12 protein-coding genes are annotated in these 17,280 nt (G+C 69.9%); 4 read left to right on the top strand and 8 right to left on the bottom strand.

Translation table 11 applies throughout. The features are described 5' to 3' along the window. Nucleotides 1-57: 57 nt before the first annotated feature. The 5 genes from DEI96_RS13575 to DEI96_RS13595 form a co-directional block, all read right to left on the bottom strand. On the bottom strand, nucleotides 58-1,374 hold the full coding sequence (locus tag DEI96_RS13575) for an ABC transporter substrate-binding protein (protein WP_111022094.1): 1,317 nt from the start codon (nucleotides 1,372-1,374) through the stop codon (nucleotides 58-60). A gap of 53 nt (nucleotides 1,375-1,427) precedes the next feature. Continuing rightward, nucleotides 1,428-3,527: a glycoside hydrolase family 36 protein gene (locus DEI96_RS13580; protein WP_220039092.1), complete on the bottom strand. Its 2,100-nt coding sequence runs from the start codon at nucleotides 3,525-3,527 to the stop codon at nucleotides 1,428-1,430. Between the two features lie 447 nt (nucleotides 3,528-3,974). Then, entirely contained in the window at nucleotides 3,975-6,569 is a 2,595-nt protein-coding gene (locus DEI96_RS13585; protein WP_216852512.1) for a carbohydrate-binding protein, read from the bottom strand. A gap of 641 nt (nucleotides 6,570-7,210) precedes the next feature. Beyond that, a complete protein-coding gene (locus DEI96_RS13590) occupies nucleotides 7,211-8,305 on the bottom strand; it encodes an SGNH/GDSL hydrolase family protein (RefSeq protein ID WP_111022092.1) in 1,095 nt (364 codons plus the stop codon). 143 nt (nucleotides 8,306-8,448) lie between these two features. Next, the gene (locus tag DEI96_RS13595; protein ID WP_111022091.1) at nucleotides 8,449-9,081 is read right to left on the bottom strand and encodes a TetR/AcrR family transcriptional regulator; all 633 of its coding nucleotides are present in this window, start codon (nucleotides 9,079-9,081) and stop codon (nucleotides 8,449-8,451) included. A gap of 104 nt (nucleotides 9,082-9,185) precedes the next feature. Between DEI96_RS13595 and DEI96_RS13600 the strand changes: the two genes are divergently transcribed. The 4 genes from DEI96_RS13600 (at nucleotide 9,186) to DEI96_RS13615 (ending at nucleotide 12,562) form a co-directional block, all read left to right on the top strand. After that, on the top strand, nucleotides 9,186-10,313 hold the full coding sequence (locus tag DEI96_RS13600) for an FAD-dependent monooxygenase (RefSeq protein WP_111022090.1): 1,128 nt from the start codon (nucleotides 9,186-9,188) through the stop codon (nucleotides 10,311-10,313). Between the two features lie 71 nt (nucleotides 10,314-10,384). Then, on the top strand, nucleotides 10,385-10,957 hold the full coding sequence (locus DEI96_RS13605) for an ArsR/SmtB family transcription factor (RefSeq protein ID WP_111022089.1): 573 nt from the start codon (nucleotides 10,385-10,387) through the stop codon (nucleotides 10,955-10,957). Next, entirely contained in the window at nucleotides 10,942-12,192 is a 1,251-nt protein-coding gene (locus DEI96_RS13610) for an MFS transporter (protein WP_111022088.1), read from the top strand. Before DEI96_RS13605 ends, DEI96_RS13610 begins: the two co-directional genes overlap by 16 nt. 40 nt (nucleotides 12,193-12,232) lie before the next feature. Then, nucleotides 12,233-12,562: a hypothetical protein gene (locus DEI96_RS13615; RefSeq protein ID WP_146246827.1), complete on the top strand. Its 330-nt coding sequence runs from the start codon at nucleotides 12,233-12,235 to the stop codon at nucleotides 12,560-12,562. A 258-nt stretch (nucleotides 12,563-12,820) separates the two neighbouring features. Here DEI96_RS13615 and DEI96_RS13620 read toward each other — a convergent pair whose 3' ends face one another. Genes DEI96_RS13620 through DEI96_RS13630 form a run of 3 tightly spaced genes read right to left on the bottom strand, consistent with a single transcriptional unit; the run spans nucleotide 12,821 to nucleotide 17,228 of the window. Then, nucleotides 12,821-13,354 (bottom strand): hypothetical protein, encoded by a 534-nt coding sequence (locus DEI96_RS13620; protein ID WP_111022086.1) that lies wholly within the window; start codon nucleotides 13,352-13,354, stop codon nucleotides 12,821-12,823. Between the two features lie 38 nt (nucleotides 13,355-13,392). Continuing rightward, entirely contained in the window at nucleotides 13,393-15,852 is a 2,460-nt protein-coding gene (locus tag DEI96_RS13625; protein ID WP_111022085.1) for a bifunctional lysylphosphatidylglycerol flippase/synthetase MprF, read from the bottom strand. A gap of 44 nt (nucleotides 15,853-15,896) precedes the next feature. Beyond that, a complete protein-coding gene (locus tag DEI96_RS13630; protein ID WP_111022084.1) occupies nucleotides 15,897-17,228 on the bottom strand; it encodes an alpha/beta hydrolase in 1,332 nt (443 codons plus the stop codon). Between the last annotated feature and the right edge of the window lie 52 nt (nucleotides 17,229-17,280).

Raw genomic sequence — 17,280 nt, forward strand, 5'->3', positions numbered from 1 at the left:
GTGACGGGAGGCCCGTGGCGGGCCTGCCAGGGGCCTCCCGTCGGTTGTCGGCCGGGGTCAGAACCCGGCGGCGCCCTGCGCCTTGGCGAGCTCCGCGAACTGCTGCTGCGTCGCTTCGGTGACCTGGTCCGGGGTCTTGGTGCCCTGGATCATGTCGGCGAGGTTGAGGTACAGGTCGGGGTTGGCGATGGCCTCGGCCTGCATCGAGCCCACGGACGACGGCACGGCGGCGGCGGCGTCCTGCAGCGCGGTCGGGACGTTCGAGGGAGTGTCGACGCCCTTCTCGATCGAGACCGTGGACTGGTCCTTCACGAAGCTGGCGTAGCCCTCCCCCATCCAGTACGACAGGAACTGGCGCGCGGCCGCTTCCTGCTTGTCGTTGCCGGATTTGAAGGCGACGAGCGCGTTGCTCTGGTCCGGGATGAAGGTGCCGGTGTTCCCGGACGGTGAGATCGGGAAGAAGCCGATCTTCTCGTTGAGCTCCTTCGTCGGGGCGAGGGTTTGGAGCTGGTTGAAGAACGAGTTCACCTGGATCACCATGCCGGCGTCTCCAGCGAGGAGCGCCTTGCCCTGGTCGGCGAAGGTAGCGGTCTTGATGTCGCTGTTGAACATGCCCTGCTTGATGAGGTCGTCGTAGTTGTCGACGGCCTTCTGGACGGTGGAGTCGGTGAACTTCTCCTTGCCGGTGTTGATCTGCTTCCACAGGCCGTCCTTGGCTGCGTCGGCAAGCTGGACCTGCACCCACCACTGGGTGGCCCACTTCTCGCCGCCCATCTCGTAGAACGGCGTCACACCCTTGCTCTTGAGGGTCTTCGCGTCGGCGAGGAACTCGTCCCAGTTCTTCGGGGTCGAGGTGATCCCGGCCTCCGCGAGGACCTCCTTGTTGTAGTAGACGCCCTCGACTGCGGGGGTGCTGACGAGCGCTGCATAGCGGGTGCCGTCGAGCTTGCCGGTGATGTCGGCGAGGTTGCCGGTGTACTTCGACGTCCAAGGAGCGTCGGTCAGCGGCTGCAGGTTCTGCTTCGCGTTCAAGGAGGTGAGCTGCGATGCGGTGGGCTGCCAGAACGCCAGGTCGGGCTTGTCGCCGGTGGCGACCTTGGTCTGCACGCCCTGCTCGTAGGGGTCGGGGATCGTGACGACTTTCACGTTCGCGCCGGTGGCCTTCTCGAATCCGTTGATCACCGAATCGGCGGTCTTGTTCGAGTTCTGGGCCGCCCAGATGGTCAGGGTGGTGCCCTTGAGGTCGGCGGTCTGCGACGGCCAGGTGATTGACTCGGATCCGGTCGTGGTGCTGGATCCGGGGTCGCTGCAGCCGGTGAGGAGTGCTGTGGTCACGGCGGCGACAGCGAGGGCGCCCTTCCATGCGTGCTTCATGTTCGTCCTTGCGGTCAAGTGTTCGGGATGTGGGGTGGTGCGGTGTTCGCAGGTCACGCAGACGGCGCCGTCGACGTGAGGGAGAAGGTCCGTGCCGTCGGGGTGGTGACGGTGTTGCGGACCGACAAGGTGCCGGTGTCGGCGTCCCATTCGGCCTGCCAGTCGGGCAGGTCGTGCGGGAAGATCGTGGTGACGTGCAGGTCGTGACCCGCCAGGTCGGGGAAGCGCAGCTCCGCTCCGTCGGCTCCGCCTTCGCGGTCCCAGACGGAGACGATGGTCCGGTCGGCACCGTGCCGGGCGGAGGCGATCCACCGATCGGTCCAGCCGGGGAGCCCGAGGGGCCACGACGGGACGGTGTCGGCGATGTCCTGGTGCAGTGAGCGGGCCGTCGCGACGGCATCGCGGACGCGCGCGAGCTGGTCAACGGTCATCTTGTTGAGGTAGCCGGAGAGGTAGAACCGGCCGGCGAGGCCGGTGACGAGGGTGAAGGTGTTCTCCTCGGGCGAGAGGTCCGGTTGCGGGTAGGCCCAGTTCGCAGCTTGCTCGGGCAGCATCGCGAGTCCGGCTGACGCGGCGATCGGCGGGTACAGCAGTGGGTCTTGCTGGTCGGAGGTCGACTGCAGCTGCGTGTGGGCGAGCATGGCTGCGTCCATCCGCATTGCCCCGGACGCACAGTTCTCGAGCACGAGGTCGGGGTGCCGCGCGAGGACACCTTCGAGCCAGAAGAGATGGGCCCGGTTGTGGTCGAGGAGCCCTGCGCCGACGCTGTCGGTGTCCCGGTCGGTGCCTGGTCCGCCATCGATGTTGTAGTCGAGCTTGAAGTAGCCGATGCCGAACTCGTCGACCAGGCGATCGACGACGGCGTCCAAGTGCGCGCGTGCGGCGGGGTGACGAAGGTCGAGGTGGTACCGGTCGTGTTCCTCGACGCGGTGTCCACGACGCTGCAGGAACGCGTCCGGCGGCAGGCTTTCGGCGATCGGGCTGCCGACACCGACGACCTCCGGCTCGAGCCACAATCCGGGGGTCATCCCCGCGTCCCGGATCGCGTCGATGACCTCGGCTAGCCCGTTCGGGAAGCGGGTGGTCGATGGTTCCCACGCACCGACCGTGTCCCACCAGTCCGGCGAGTCGGAGTACCAGCCGGCGTCGATGCAGAACGTGTCCACCCCTACCTGCGCTGCCGCATCGATCAGCGGAAGCAGCTTCGCCGTGGTGGGGTCACCGTCGAGCGTGTTCATGTAGTCGTTGAAGACGATGGTCGGCGCCGTGTTCTCAGCGTGCGGGAGACGGTTCCGACGCCGGGCTGCTGTCATCGCAGCGACCGCTGTTGGTAGGTCGCGCCCCAGTGCCACGGTTGCCGGGACGGTCGTGAACGTGTCACCGGGTTCCAGCGACACCGACCATTGGTGGTCTCGGTCCGTCGGCCCGGACAGCGCGAAGTAGCAATCGGACACGTGCTCGCCGATCTCCCACCGCCAGGGTCCGTTGTGCTCGATCTCCCACAGCCAGGTGAGCCCGGCGGTCGAGAGGCCGGCGACGGGCAGGTGGCCGCCGGTCGACCACGTCCCGGCGGCGGTGCGGGTGACTGCTGACCGGGGGGTGTGTCCGGTGAGCTCTTCACGGAGCTCCGGCAGGAGCGCACCGCGCAGCGGCCGGGTCGACCAACGGCCCTCGCCGAGCCAGTCGTTGACGCCCTCGATGAGGGACCAGTCCGACGCCTGCAGCTGCTTGCTGGTGCTTGCGTCGCGTCCGAGGCCGCTCGCCCAACTCGTCACGGAGGTCAGCAACACCGGCTCGGCGCCGGTGTTCTGGACGGTCGTGACTGCGCGGACCGCCCCGGCGACGGCTCGGAGTTCGATGTGGACCTCGAGTTCGGGGGTGATGCCCTCGGTTGCGAGGCGCAGCGTCAGGGTGTCCTCGGCCGGCTCCCTGTGGGACCGGTACCGCAGGGCGGCACCGATGGAGCTCTGGACGAGACGGTCGTTGGCGAGCGTGTGTCCCAGCCCGACCGCGAGGACCTCGACAAGGGGGACGTCGTCTCCGATGCAGGCGTCCGCGTCCTGCCCGACGAACCGGGTGAGTCGCACCGGGCGGTCCTCGTCGTGTCGGAACTCCAGGTGGACGCCTTCTGGTGTCCAGTCGATCTGCGGCAACGCTGCCTCCTCGTCAACCGGCCCAACGTTGGGCCGTACGATGATGATAGCGGTTTCAAGAAGGGATACAACAGGTTTTTGAAATCGCTATCTTTTCTGCCCACCGCCGCGCACGCGAACAAGCAGCCCGCCCCGCGGGAGACACGTTCGCGCTCGCTCGCACCGACCTGACTCGCGCTGCAGTCGGCGGCCGGGGCGCAGCGCAGTCCTCCTCGCGTTCAGCAGACGCGATGGGCAATGGGGAAGGCCCCACCGACGGCCGGGGTGTCGATCGTCGGTGGGGCCAGCTCAGAGGGTCTCGCGAAGGACCGCGAGACGTGGGCCCGACAGCAGATGCGGCTGAGCTCAGTTCTCAGATGACAGGCGTCCGTGGCCTGTCGTGCATCCTCGGTGCGCTGTCGCGGGTGTCACGGAAATTGGCGGGAGCTGCCCGCTCCCCCGGCGCTTTCACCGTGCCGTCGTCGTCGGAGTTCCGACGACGAGCTTGGCGAGCGTGATCGCGTCCACATCGGGTGCGTAGGCGGTCGCGTTGCCGAAGGTGAGGGATCCCGTCGCCGTGCTCAGTCGGACCGGGACGCTGCGGTCCCAGAACGACGACCAGGAGTACGTGTTGCGGAACGACGCCTTCGTGGTCTGCCCGCCGTTCTCGGTGACGTCGAGGGAGCGGCTGACGAACTGCGGGTTGTAGTTGATCGCCGACGTCTTGTCGGCGTTCGCAGCCGCCACGGTCAGGACGTAGTCCCCCGCACCGAACCCGGGCGGGCGCTGCCAGGTCATCGTGTTGCCCGACCCGTTGCCGATGAAGCCGACGTCTCGAACGGTTCCCTGCTGGTCGGCCGACCCGTTGGATCCGGCCGGCAGGGTCTGCGCGCGGGCCGTCCCCGCGAGCGTCAGGTCCTCGGCTTCTACCCGTGATGCGTTGGCCTCGTCGGCGGCGCGTTGCGTCGCACCGCGCAGGATGCGGAGGTCCTGCACCTTCGCGCCGACGCTCGAGGACAGTCGAACCTCGTTGACGCCCTGCGGGAGCCAGATCCGCTGCGTGGAGGTCCAGTTCCCAGCCCCGCTCGCCGCGAGCGACGGCACGCGACTGCTGTTCACGGTGAGGTCGAGCGAGGACGCCTGCGTGCTCGTCCAGCGGACGCTGACGTCGTGGTAGCCGGTCTCCGCAGCGGTCGTGAAGAAGGTCGCGGACCCCTTCCCCGACAGGTTCGCCGCTCCAGCAGTGCCGCTTGCCCACGTGAGTGCTGCACCGTCGGCGAGGCGAGCGTCAACGGCGGGGGTGACCTGCTGGTCCCCGTCGGTGGCGTCTCGGAGTTCGAACCGGTCCAGGGAGATGTTCGATCCCGGAAGGACGGTTCTGCCATCGCGGCTCGCCCGGACGGAGAGGGTGTGCTGTCCGCTGGTCAGCGGCAAGGTGATCTCGGCCGTGCCGCGGTAGCCCCATCCGAGGTCGGCCGACCATCGGATCAAGCCGGCGAAGTCCCCGTCGACGAACAGTGCCTGCTGCCCGGGGGTGCCGTTGGCGCCGCCGAGTGCCGTGAGTCGGTACGTGCCGTTCCGCGGAGCAGTCACCGTCCAGGTTGCACTCGAGCCGGAATTGTCGAAGGACCCGACGTCCTTGCCGCCCGAAGCCATGAAGTCCCACTCACGAGCAGGGTCCTGCGTGTAGACCTGCGCGTTCGCGAGCGTGGTCGACTCTGCCTCGACTGATGACACCACCGCACCGTCGACTGCCGGACGGTCTGCCCGCGGCGGGGTGACCTGCACCTGGTACGCGGCGTAGCGGTCGCTGTTCGGGATGGTCACCGAGAGTCGGCCACCCGAAACGGTCGCTCGGGTGGAGGAGATCACGGGTGGCTGCAGTGACGCGCCCTCGGCGCCGTTCAGCCGGTCCGCGCGGACAGTGACGTCCACGGTCGATCCGAACACCGTCGACGACAAACCCGACATGTTCAACGCGATGTCGTCCGAGCCGCCTCCGACGAGGACGGTCGCGCGCTTCGCGCTCGCGTCGATGGATGCCAGCCCCTGCAGCGTGTCCGGGACGTCAGCGCGCGGCGACGTGAGGGTGGCGGTCTGGGAACCGGCGAGGTCGCCGTACCACTTGAAGAACCACCAGCCGCCGTTCGCGCCGTTGTTGCGGGAACTGTTGTCGGAGAGGTTGCCGGCGTAGTTCCAGTAGGCCGTCTGTGCATCGACCTTGGCGCTCTCGAACATCGATGCCCATTGCACGAGCTGACCTGGGGTGCCCATGTCGCGGAGGTTGCCGTACTCGGTGATGTTCACCGGGATCGGGCTGATCCCGAGATCGGAGAGGATCCCGTCGTACTCGCGCTTGTGCGACCGGAACGAGCCGAGGCTGCCGGTGCCGAGCTCGTGCCAGATGAAGACGTCCGGCAGCTGGTTCTTGCCCTTTGCGTCGGCGAGCAGGTCCCTGGTGCGGTCGGCGTGCCACGCCGAGTCGCCGGCGCCGCCGATGCGGGCGTGACCGAGTCCGTGTGCTGCGTACACCTGCTGGATCGTGTCGTACGCGGCGGACCAATCTGCGAGGAACTGGGTCTTCTGGTTGGCCCAATCCGGGTACCAGTTGCCGCCGTCGGGCTCGTTGAACGGGATGAACACGTACTTCTCGGGGTGAGCGGACGATGTCGCGATGCGCTCCACCGACTGTCGGAGGATCGGGAGGTAGTCCCAGACTCCGTCGCCGTTGGCATCGCCCGGTCGTTTCCCGCCGTTGTAGGCCCAGTCCGGGTACATGTCCTGGTTGTAGACGTAGAGGTCCGATCCTCCGCCAGCGAAGAAGGACCGCTCGACGTCGAGCGCATCGCCGTTCGGGTGTTGCGCGCCCTGGGGCGGCTTCTGCGACGTGTTCGTCACGCGGGCGCCGTTCAGCACCGCTTGCGAGGGCACACCGTCATCGCCGAGCCCGTACAGGGTGCCGGTGGCGCCGCCGCGGAACGTTCCGGTTGTCTTCGAGAAGTCGACGGCGATCGTCGACGTGGCTGCGGATGCTGCCAGCGGCGTCACAGCAGCGAACACCATGGCGATCGCAGTCGAGAGCGCTGTTGCTGTGGCAACCCGTCGGACCACGTGTCGTGGACGTGACTGAGGCACGAGTACTCCTTTGTACTTCTGGCTTCATCTGCCACCCCGGCGAACGTGAAACCGCTATCAGGTTTGCATGCTTCCTAGGGAGATACAAGTCTCGGCGCCCGGAAACGCACGAGAAGTCCCACGGCGGCGGCTCAGACTGGCTCGCACCGCTCCCGGCGCAGGGCGAACCCGCCGTCCGCGCAGGGCGGCGCTGTCGATGGGAGGCTGCGCCTCGCCCACAGCGCGCCGCGGTCGCCGAGCGGTGCGCGTTGGATGCGGGACGCCATCGGGCCCGGCCGTTTTCTCTCGTCCTCACTCCAGCAGCGGGCGAGCGCCGCTCGGCCCGATCGAGCCGTTGTGGACAGGACGAGAGCGAACCCGACGAAGATGACGTATCCATCGTCGCCGTCGAGAAGTGGTGGCTCAACGAGACGCCCTGCCGGGTCACGGTCCGACAACATGTCGAGCGCTGGCGACCTGACCGCCCGGTGGTCCACACGAGACGGACGGGAGGCCCGGTGCCAGCTGGCACCGGGCCTCCCGTCCGCCTCGTGGTCACGTCGACGACGCGACCCGCAGGCGCTGGTGCGTCAGCGCGATCCGACGATCGCGGCCTTGGTCTGGTCACGCAGGTACGCGATGCCCGCGGCGTTCGGGTGGAGTGCGCCGAACAGGATGGAGTACTTCGTCCCGGCCAGCGGGGTGCTGTCCGCAGCGGTGCCGCGATCGGTCAGGGTGAGTCCCGCCATCCACGCGGAACCCGACGCAGCACAGGGCGTGTGCGTGGCAGAGCCCTGCAGCGTCGAGACGTAGGTGAAACCACGAGCCTTCACCGCAGCCTTGACCGCTGCGTCGAGCGCGTTCTGTGTGCGGTGGAAGTAGGCGGTGTCGGTGGCGGTGAAGGGGAACGCGTTCTGCGGGAACGGCGGCTCGAGACCGGAGTCACCGAGGAGGCTCGAGAAACATCCCTTCGGGGCCTGCGCCGCACCCGGCGCGATCATCGGGTAGCCGACGACGAACACCTTCGCCTGCGGAGCACGCTGCGCGATCACGCGGAACGTCGACGCGAGCCGAGGTGCCACGACGGTGCGGATGCGCGATGCGAGACGATCCCGCGTGACGCCGTGCACGACCGGTGCGTAGTAGTCCTTGCAGTGGTCGTAGGTCTTCCCGTGGATCTCCGAGAACACCGGGCCGGCCTTGTCCAGCGCGACGCAGTTCTTGATGACTCCGGTGAACCCCAGGTCGTTGCCACCGATCGACACCGTCACGACATCCGTGTCCTTCGACAGCGCGTCGGCCTGGACGGGCGCGGTGGCACTTCCGGCTCCGGTCTTCTGCGCGACCCGGGAGATGTTGCCGGTGGTGGCACCGGCGCAGGCACGGTCGTCGAGCTGGAGTCCCAGGGATGACGCGACCTGGTGCGGGTAGTCGGTGGTGGACTGGAAGCAGCCGGCCGCCGGACCCGAGCTGTAGGGGCCGACGCCGAAGCCGCCCGCGTACGAGTCCCCGAGGGCCACGTAGCTGTCACCGCTGGCGGCGGCCACGGACTGGGTGGGCGCCGCGCCGTCGGCGTTGGCCGCGGAGACGGGCCCGGCCGCCCCGACAGCGAGCGCTGCCGCCGTGAGGACGCCACTGGTGAGCAGCAGCGCGTTGGTGCGGCGGAGGCGAGGAGCGTGACGCATGGAGCAGGTTCCTTCCAGAGGGCCTATTCGACAGACGATCGTCTGACAAGTAGACGGTAGGTCGGTCGGACGCCCCGCGCCATGAGAGGGCCACAAGGTGCATCGGATGCGTTCCGAGCACCCGCCCTGTCCCTCGACGCGGATCAGGCCAGCGCGCACCAGGTGGACAGGTGGTCAAGCGCCGCTCCGGCCGTGTCCACCAAGCGCTTGCGGGTCGATTCCCGGTCGGCATCCGCGAGGACCGCGTCGCCGATGGCCTCGGTGGTCTGCTGCACGACGGCCACGAGGGCGGCAGCCTGAGCACGCCGGGTCATCGAGTCGAAACCCGTGTCCGCCAGTTCTGCTGCCACCGCGGACGTGACCTCGTCGTAGAACTCCAGCGCCCGTCGACGGAGCACCGCGCTGAGCCGGCACTGCGCCGGGAACTCCCCTCGCGCCAGAGCCGGATCCTCTGCGACGTACCGATCGACGTCCTCGATGACGATGGTGCGCATCGCTTCCGCCGGCGACTGGTGCGCACCTCGGTCAGCAACCGCAGCTCGGATCTTCTCGAGCACCTCGTCGGCTCGGTCGAACACCAGATCGGGTTTGGTCGGGAAGTAGTTGTAGACGGTCTGATCCGAGACGCCTGCGGCTCGGGCCACGTCTGAGATCGACACCTCGTCGTACCCGTGCTCCGCGAACAGCCGTGCAGCAACATCCCCCAGGCGCTCGCGGGTCTCTCGTTTCTTGCGCTCTCGCAGCCCCGACGGAACACCCGTGCTCGACTCCACCATCCCCCGAGTCTGGCACGAAACGTTGAGTGACCCAAAGTTCTGGTAGGTTGAAAAAAGTTGGAGTTACTACAAGTTCGGCGGATGCCGAGGAACGAGGACGATCGATGACCACGCAGACACAGGAACAGGTACTCATCGCAGGAGCGAGTTTCGCTGGGCTCACGACTGCGCTGTGGATGCGTCGGCTCGGGTACGACGTCTCGATCGTCGAGGTCGCTCCCGGGTTGAAGCGAGGCGGCACCCCGGTCGACATCCGCGACGACACCATCGCGATCGTGGATCGGATGGGCTTGCTCGAGCAGATCTCGGCGAAGGCGCTCGCGCCGCGGGTGACGGAGTTCACGACGCCGGAGGGAGACCGCATCGCGCGGATGGATCCCGTGCCTCCCTCGGCCGGATCGACGGGCGACGGCTACGAGATCCACCGCGACGACCTGCTCGACATCCTCGCCGCCGCGACCGACGGCGAGGTGGAGATGCTGTGGAACAACTCGGTCACGTCCCTGCACCAGACCGACGAGGAGGGCGTGCACGTCACCTTCCGCGACGGAACCGAACGGGACTTCTCCATGGTGTTCGGTTGCGACGGCAACCACTCCACAGTGCGTCGACTGCACTTCGGGCAGGAAGCGCGGTACAGCCACTTCCTGCGGACGTACTTCTCCGTCGCCATCCTCGACGACCTCGTCATCGAACCGCAGACGACCCGGATCACCAACGCACCGGGCGTCACGATGCTGGTCAACTCGTACGACACCACCACCGACCTCGTCCTCGGCTTCCGCTCCGAGCAGGAGATCCCCTTCGACCACCACGACGAAGCAGCACAGAAGCGCATCCTCCGCGAGCACATGCTCCGGGCCGGTTCGCCGTTCTCGGACCACGTCGACGAGGCCATCGGTGCCGAGACCTTCTACTTCGACAAGCTCAGCCAGATCAAGATGCCGGCGTGGACGTCCGGCCGCGTCGCACTCGTCGGCGACGCCGGTTACTGCCCTTCCCCGGCCGCCGGGATGGGCGGCTCGCTCGCCATCATCGGCGCCACTGCACTCCACGACGCCCTCCGGGACGCGGACGGCGACGTCGAGCAGGCATTCGCTGACTACGAGCGCGCGCTCCGGCCGGTCGTCGACGCGGTACAGCACGACGCCGAGCACATCGGTGTCAGCAGCTACTTCCCCGCGACCGCGGACCAGATCGATGCGCGCAACAGGATGCTGCACGACCGCTGAGTACGGACGCCCCGCGGTGGCGCCTGTTCGGAACAGTTCCACAAGACTTCTTGTGCGTATAGGGTCGCACCATGACCCAAGGACGGATCGACGACCCCGCCCAGATGCGCGCCCTCGCTCACCCGACACGCCTGCGCATCCTCGGCCTGTTGCGTGCGAACGGCCCGCAAACCGCCGCGACGATCGGCGAGGTGATCGACGAAGCGCCCGGCACGATCAGCTACCACTGCACCCGACTCGCCGCCGCGGGCTTCATCGAACCCGCTCCCGACGCGGGCACGGACCGCCGTGAGCGCTGGTGGCGAGCCGCACACGACGCCTCCGTGTGGGAGCTCGCCGATGCGCTCGACGACCCGGAGCGGTTGCTCGCCACGAACGCCCTCGACCACGCGGTCGCCCGCGTGTACGCCGCGAACTACGAGGCGTTCGTCGACCTCGCGCCGACGCTCGGACGCGAGTGGGTGTCGGCGTCCTCGAGCTCGGACCGCGTGCTCCGCCTCACGGCCGCCGAACTCCAGGACATGGGCGAGGAACTCCGCGGCGTCGTGGACCGCTGGGCTGGTGTCGCTGCCGAGCACCACGCCGGCGACGGCTCCGAGCAGGTCTTCGTGCTGAACCAGGCATACCGATGGCCGCGCGCCTGAGCCCCCGCGCGCAACTGCGCGCACTGCTCGCGGTGCAGGTGGTGTCGCGCATCGGGAACGTCGTCACCACCATCACCGTGCCGTTCGCCGTCCTCGCGCGTGGCGGCTCCGCCACCGACGTCGGCATCGCCGCGTTCATGGCGACGGTGCCGATCGTGCTCGGCGGCCCGTTCGGCGGTGCCATCGTGGAGCGGGTCGGCTTCGTCCGCTCGAGTGTCGCGTCCGACGTCGTCAGCGGGCTCACCCTGCTCGCGATGCCGGTGCTCGCCTGGACCGTCGGTCTGCCGTTCTGGGCGCTCCTCGCGCTCGTGTTCGTCAGCGGGCTGTTCGACACCCCGGGTGAGTCCGCCCGACGGGTGCTCCTGCCGGGGCTCGCGACCGCGGCAGGCGTGCCGCTCGAACGTGCCGTCGGCCACTTCGAGGCGTCGTCACGGCTGTCGGTGCTGATCGGTGCGCCCCTCGGCGGGACCCTGGTCGCCGTCCTCGGTCCGATGCCGGGTCTCGCCTGCGTGGCGATCGCCTTCGGGGCAGCCGCGATGCTCATGGCGCTGACGGTCCGCGGTGCGGTGGCGCCGGTCGCGTCCGGCGAGCCCGTGGAGTCGCAGGGGTACTGGCGCGACATCGCCGACGGGTTCCGGTTCTGCGTCCGCGATCCCCTGTTCCGGCTCGTGGTCGCGCTGGTGCTCGTGACGAACCTGCTCGACGCCGCACGCTCGACCACGCTCCTGCCGCTCTACGCCGACCAGCAGCTCGGCGGCGCGCAGGCGCTCGGGCTCGTCACCGGTGTCTTCGGGGGTGCGGCGTTCCTCGGCTCCGTCGCCTTCGGGTACGTGGCGCACCGCGTGCCACGGCGGTTGGTCTTCGCCCTGTGCTTCGTGCTCGCCGGCGGGCCGTCACTGGTCGTTCCGGCCATCGGGCTCGGCCTGCCGTGGATGCTCGCGTCCGCCGCGCTCTCCGGGCTCGCGGCCGGTTCGATCAACCCGATTCTCGGAGCCGTCGAGCTCGAGCGGATCCCGGAGCACATGCGCGCGCGGGTGTTCGGCCTGCTCGGTGCCGGCGCGTGGGCGGGCATCCCCGTCGGCGGCCTGCTCGCCGGGCTCGCTGCCGACGGTGTGGGGGTCGAGGCCACCTTCGCCGTCGTCGCGGTCGTGTACACGGTCGTGACGCTCACGCCGCTGCTCGGCGGATCATGGCGGCTGATGGAACGCCGCTCGGTCACGGTGTCGGCGGCTTGACGTCCGGTGGTCCGCCCGAACCGCCGCCTAGGCTGCGGAGGTGACCAGGCATCGGACGGACACCCGACGAGCGATCGTCGTGACCGTTCTGGTCGTGGCTGCCGCGGCCGTCCTGTTCATCGGTCTGCGCGCCGCACTGTTGTTCATGGGCGCGACGGAAGGCGACGTGCCGGCGACGGCGTCGATCCCCCTGCCGGCCGGGAGCAGGGTCGTCGACGAGGACGAGCAGTGCGCGTCCGGCGGGTGCTGGTCGCTCGTGTCCGTGCAGCCGCCGTCGGGGATGAGCCCGACCGAACTGTCGACGACGTTGGGCACTGAACCGTTCGCGAGGCTGCCCGGGAGCCTGTGGGCCCACGCGTCATCAACCTGACGTCAGAAGTCCAGGGAGACCTCCTCGTGATCCAGGCGGACTACTGGTCCCGCGAGCCCTCTCCCTGACGCCCGGAAGACCACACGAGGCGGCCGTGCCTGGAGGGACGGTGCCAGCTGGCACCGGGCCTCCCGTCCGCCCTGTGGTCGCGTCGACGACGCGTCAGGCTTCCCAGGGCCAGTAGGTCTGGCAGGTCTCGGGGCCGCCGTTCGTCGAGCCGCAGACCTCCACCGGCCCCAGATGCTTGACGACCAGGGTTCAGCCCCCGCTGCGCTCCCGACGGCGAACCCGCAGCGTGCCGATCCCCTGCACGATGCACAGGACGCCGCTCGCGACGACGATGACCCCGGTCACGATCCGGCCGATGGAGACCCCGCCGAACAGCAGTGGGGCGACCGCGACACCGATGAAGATCGCGCCCATCACGATGACGACGACCGGGTTCTGGGCGACGAAGAACCGGCGACCGCCGTTCGCCTCGGCGATCGCCCGGTCCCGAGCACGCGGGACGGCGTCCGGCGACCGACCAGCGCGGCGATCTGCACGCCGTCGCCGGCTGCGCAGGACCAACCACACCGCCGCGCCGATGACCACGGCCGCTCCGATCGCGATCCACTCGACGAGCTGGAAGAACCCGAAGACGAGCACCAGGACGAACCCGACCACGACGCCCGCGAACATGTCCGTGGTCATCCGGTCGGTCCGGCCGTCGGCACTCGTGACGTAACCGGGGCGGCGTTCGTACGGATCGTGCTCGTCCACGGCCGGTCCGTCGGCCCGTTCGGTTCCCATGCTCCGAACGTACCGACGGCGCTGGGGACCCGTCCGGGTCAGCCCACTCGTTCCCCCGGCTGCTCGGCCCGGACCCCGTGTGCCGGACGCCGCTCCCGCACGATCGCCACCGCCTGGCGCAGCGACAACCCGGGCAGGTAGGTACGGACGATCGCGACGCCGATCGTGGGCAGCGCCACCGGGTCCGGGTACGCCATCACCAGGGGGTGCAGGTCGGGCCCGAACTTCGCCTTGAAGCGCAGCAGGGAACGGAACCCGTAGACGGGCTCGAGCGCACCGCCGACGACGTCGAGGACCGATTCGACGCCGCCCCGGCCTGCACCCTGCGGTTCGGCCGACGACGCGAGCGGTGCGGCGGACAGGCTGAGCCGCTCGGCACCGTCGGTGCGCATCCGGTCGACCGCACTCGCGACCAGGAACTCCATCACACCGTTCGGGGCGTCCGGCGCGCGGCGCATCACGTCGAGCGTCCACCCGACCACCTGGCCGGCGCGGTAGGCGGGCAGCCAGCTGGTGACGGCGAGCACGGTGCCGTCCTCGCCCAGTGCGACGAGCGTGCGGACGGCCGGGTCGCGCATCTCGTCGATCCCGCCCAGGGTGAACCCCATCTCGGGCAGTTCGCGCTCGGCGACCCACTCCTCCGAGATCGCCTCGATCTGGCGCGTGACCGAGCCGGGCAGCGAGGCCCAGTCCGACCAGAGCGCGGTGGTGCCGGAGCGGGCCGCCTTGTTGACGGCCGTGCGGACGTCCTGCTTGCGCTTGCCCGTCGTCGTCCAGGTGCGCGGGTCGAGGTCGGCGTCCTCGGCCACGGGGAGGGTCGTCCAACCGAGTCGGGCGAGCGCAGCGCCGAGGGTGGCATCGATGCCGTAGAAGACGGGCGTCCAGCCGTGGTCGTCCGCGGCCCGTGCGAAGCCCTCGAGTGCCGCCAGCCGCGCGTCCTCGTGTCCGAAGGGTCCGCCGGTCGTCACGGCGACGCTGCCGGTGCGGTGGTAGGCGACACCGGCGCGGCCGTCCTCGGTGAACCAGTACTCGTTGCCGGGCCAGGTGGTCATCCACCCGAAGGTGTCGCCACCGCCCGCGACCAGGAGCGCCCGAGCGGCCACCCGGGCGGCGTCCTGCCCGTCGAGGTCGCTGTCCGAGCGTCCGGCGCCGGTTGGCCGGACCGCTGCGATCGCCACGGCGAGCCACAGGAGCGGACCGGAGACGCCCACGACGAACCGCAGCGCCGGCTCGGCCTGCGCCAGGTGTGTCGGCAGCGTCACGGGCGCGATCGGGCCGAGCACGGCGAGCGCCAGGTGGAGGGGCTCGCGCACACTGTCGCCCGAAGCCACGGCGACACCGACGACGACGACCGCGAGCACCACGGCCGAGCCGGCGACCGTCAGGACGAAGGTCCGCAGTCGTCGCCGGTCGGTCCGGACCGGGAAGTCCGCCCGGCGCAGGACGAGCACCACGGCGGTGGCGATCGGCACCAGGACCGATGCGACGATCGAGAGCGAGACCGCGAGGTGGTCCGACGCCAGGCGCTGCACGACGGCGTGGTGCCGCTCGGGCAGCACCCCGTAGGAGACGGCGGTCGCGACGCCGGAGACCAGGTCGACGGTCGCGACGAGCCACAGTGCGAACCTGCTCCCACGCCGGAGTCCCACGGCGCCGACCGCCAGGACCACGAGCGGCATCACGGCCAGCAGCGAGTGGAACAGGCCGTGCGGGTGCACCTCGGCGAGCGCCCGGACGCAGCTGGCGGTCACCCCGGTCACCGAGCAGTGCGGCATCCGCCCGGTCGGCCCGGTGTCGAGCACCACGGCGAGCGGGGCGAGCAGCCCGAACTGGGCACCGGTGACGAGCGCGAGCACGGGTCCGACCGCCGACACCGTCACCGCGGCCACGAGCAGCACCCGGGTCTCGCGCGAGGAGCTCCGCGTCCAGCCGCTCCGCACCGGGGACCGTCGCAGCACCCGGCCGAGCACCAGGCCGACGACCAGGGCGAGCGCCGCGTGCAGGTCGGACGCGTGTCCGGCGTAGAGCAGCAGTGCCGCGACGACGGCGATCGACACCACCCGGATCCGGCGTCGCCACAGCGCGCCGGCGAACGCGCTCGCGGTGACGATGGTCCCGACGATCCAGGTCCAGGGGCCGACGTGTCCCAGGTGCACGAGGAAGCCGCGGTTCGCGGGGGCGCCGTCGAACAGCTGCAGCAGGGCACCGAGCCCCGTCCCCACCACGGTCGTGACGACCATCGCGAGCAGGGTGCGCCGCCAGCCGAGGAGCCGTTCGGACGCCGCGGTGCAGACCACGACGGCGACGAAGGTGACGAGGAACCCGACGACGCTGCTCGTCACCGCGACCACGCCGAGCGGACCCATCGTGCCGCCCAGGGTGTCGGGCGTGCGACCGTCCTTCGTGCCGAGGCATCGGAGCACCACGGCGGCGATGCCGGCGACGATCGTCAGGGCCGAGACCACGCTCGTCAGCGGGTACCGACGGGCTGCCGGCACGAGCCGTCTCGGATGCGCCCACGCGAGGGCCGTGACCACCGCGCTCACCGCAGGCCCAGGTGCGCGATGACGGCGGGCATCCCGACGCGCAGGGCGTAGCGGACGGTGTTCCAGTCATGGGCGGAGCCCTCGGACACGAACAGCGGGGTCTGCATGCCGGCGGTGTTCGCGGCGGCGCGGAGCGCCGTGGTCGAGGCGACGTAGGGGGCGTCGTCGCTGCCGTAGGCGAACACCGTCAGGTGCCCGGGGTACGGCCCGTGCGCACGCATGATCGCCCGCGGTGCCGCCGCGGCGTACCGCGAGGCCGAGCCGCCGAACCCGTACCGGATGCTGTGCTGGACGGAGCCGTTCAGGGGTGCCAGCTCGCTCGAGATCGCGAAGGTCGTGCCGAACACGTCCGGGTGTGCGGTGGAGAACTGCATGGCACACGTGGCTCCCTGCGAGAACCCGACGATGCCCCAGGCCGAGGGCGCTGCCCCGACGCGCAGGTGCTGCCGGATCCAGTTCGTGGTGTCGGTCATGATGTACGTCGCGGAACGGCCGAGGGACGAGTCGACGCACATCGGGTTCCGGTCCGGCGCCCCGAGTTGGTCCGGCGCGACGACGATCGGGGCGAGTCCGTGGTGGGCCTCGGCGAACGCGTCCATCACCGCGCCGAGCCGACCGGCCTGGAACATGTCGCTCGGCTGCCCGGGTTGCCCGGCCAGGCTGATCACGACCGGCAGGGTCGGTGGTCGCTCGGTCAGGGCGGCCGGCGGCAGGTACACCACCGCCGGCCGTGCGTGGAAGTGGGAGACGGTCGACGGGATGGTGACCGAGAGCACCTTCCCGCGTCGCGGCATGCCGGCGGGGGCCCGCCAGGTGGCCGGGTCCACCACCGGACTGGAGGCGCGCCCCACCCCCGTCTCATGTCCCAGCGGACCCGACGGGTACGGATCGGTCGTCACGGCCTGCTCGATCGTGCGGTACGCCCCGAAGTCGACGTTGACGCCGAGGACGGCGGCCAGGGCCACCGCCACCGCCGCGAGCACGCCGAGCACGCGGCGGAGCCAGCCGCCCTGGACGACCGTCACGACGAGGAGCCCGACACCGCCGAAGGCAAGGGCCACCCACATCCGGGTGATCGGGGTGAACGACACCCCGTACAGGTCCTGCACGTCCCCGAACCACCACACCGCGACCAGGCCGATCCCGGCGCCGACGGCCACGGCGCCGAGCCGCCAGAGCAGGCCCCGGACCGGATGCCCGGAGTGATGACCGAACGCCGGCAGGAGCGCGGCGACGGTGAGGAGCCCGGCGGCGACGTCGACCGGGACGAGCACGGACGGTGCGACGACGGCGACGTGGAACAGGGGTCGGAGCAGATCGTGGAACATGGGGCCTCCCGGCGGACGGTGCAATCGTGGCGGGGGCCCGCTGCGAACGGGG

Source organism: Curtobacterium sp. MCLR17_031, from assembly GCF_003234775.2.
Classification (GTDB): Bacteria; Actinomycetota; Actinomycetes; order Actinomycetales; family Microbacteriaceae; genus Curtobacterium; species Curtobacterium flaccumfaciens.

Bases quoted from the DNA above. Each gene is read 5' to 3' on its own strand.
- DEI96_RS13575 (WP_111022094.1), bottom strand. From the start codon at position 1,374: ATGAAGCACGCATGGAAGGGCGCCCTCGCTGTCGCCGCCGTGACCACA.
- DEI96_RS13585 (WP_216852512.1), bottom strand. From the start codon at position 6,569: ATGGTGTTCGCTGCTGTGACGCCGCTGGCAGCATCCGCAGCCACGTCG.
- DEI96_RS13590 (WP_111022092.1), bottom strand. From the start codon at position 8,305: ATGCGTCACGCTCCTCGCCTCCGCCGCACCAACGCGCTGCTGCTCACC.
- DEI96_RS13595 (WP_111022091.1), bottom strand. From the start codon at position 9,081: ATGGTGGAGTCGAGCACGGGTGTTCCGTCGGGGCTGCGAGAGCGCAAG.
- DEI96_RS13600 (WP_111022090.1), top strand. From the start codon at position 9,186: ATGACCACGCAGACACAGGAACAGGTACTCATCGCAGGAGCGAGTTTC.
- DEI96_RS13605 (WP_111022089.1), top strand. From the start codon at position 10,385: ATGACCCAAGGACGGATCGACGACCCCGCCCAGATGCGCGCCCTCGCT.
- DEI96_RS13610 (WP_111022088.1), top strand. From the start codon at position 10,942: ATGGCCGCGCGCCTGAGCCCCCGCGCGCAACTGCGCGCACTGCTCGCG.
- DEI96_RS13620 (WP_111022086.1), bottom strand. From the start codon at position 13,354: ATGGGAACCGAACGGGCCGACGGACCGGCCGTGGACGAGCACGATCCG.
- DEI96_RS13630 (WP_111022084.1), bottom strand. From the start codon at position 17,228: ATGTTCCACGATCTGCTCCGACCCCTGTTCCACGTCGCCGTCGTCGCA.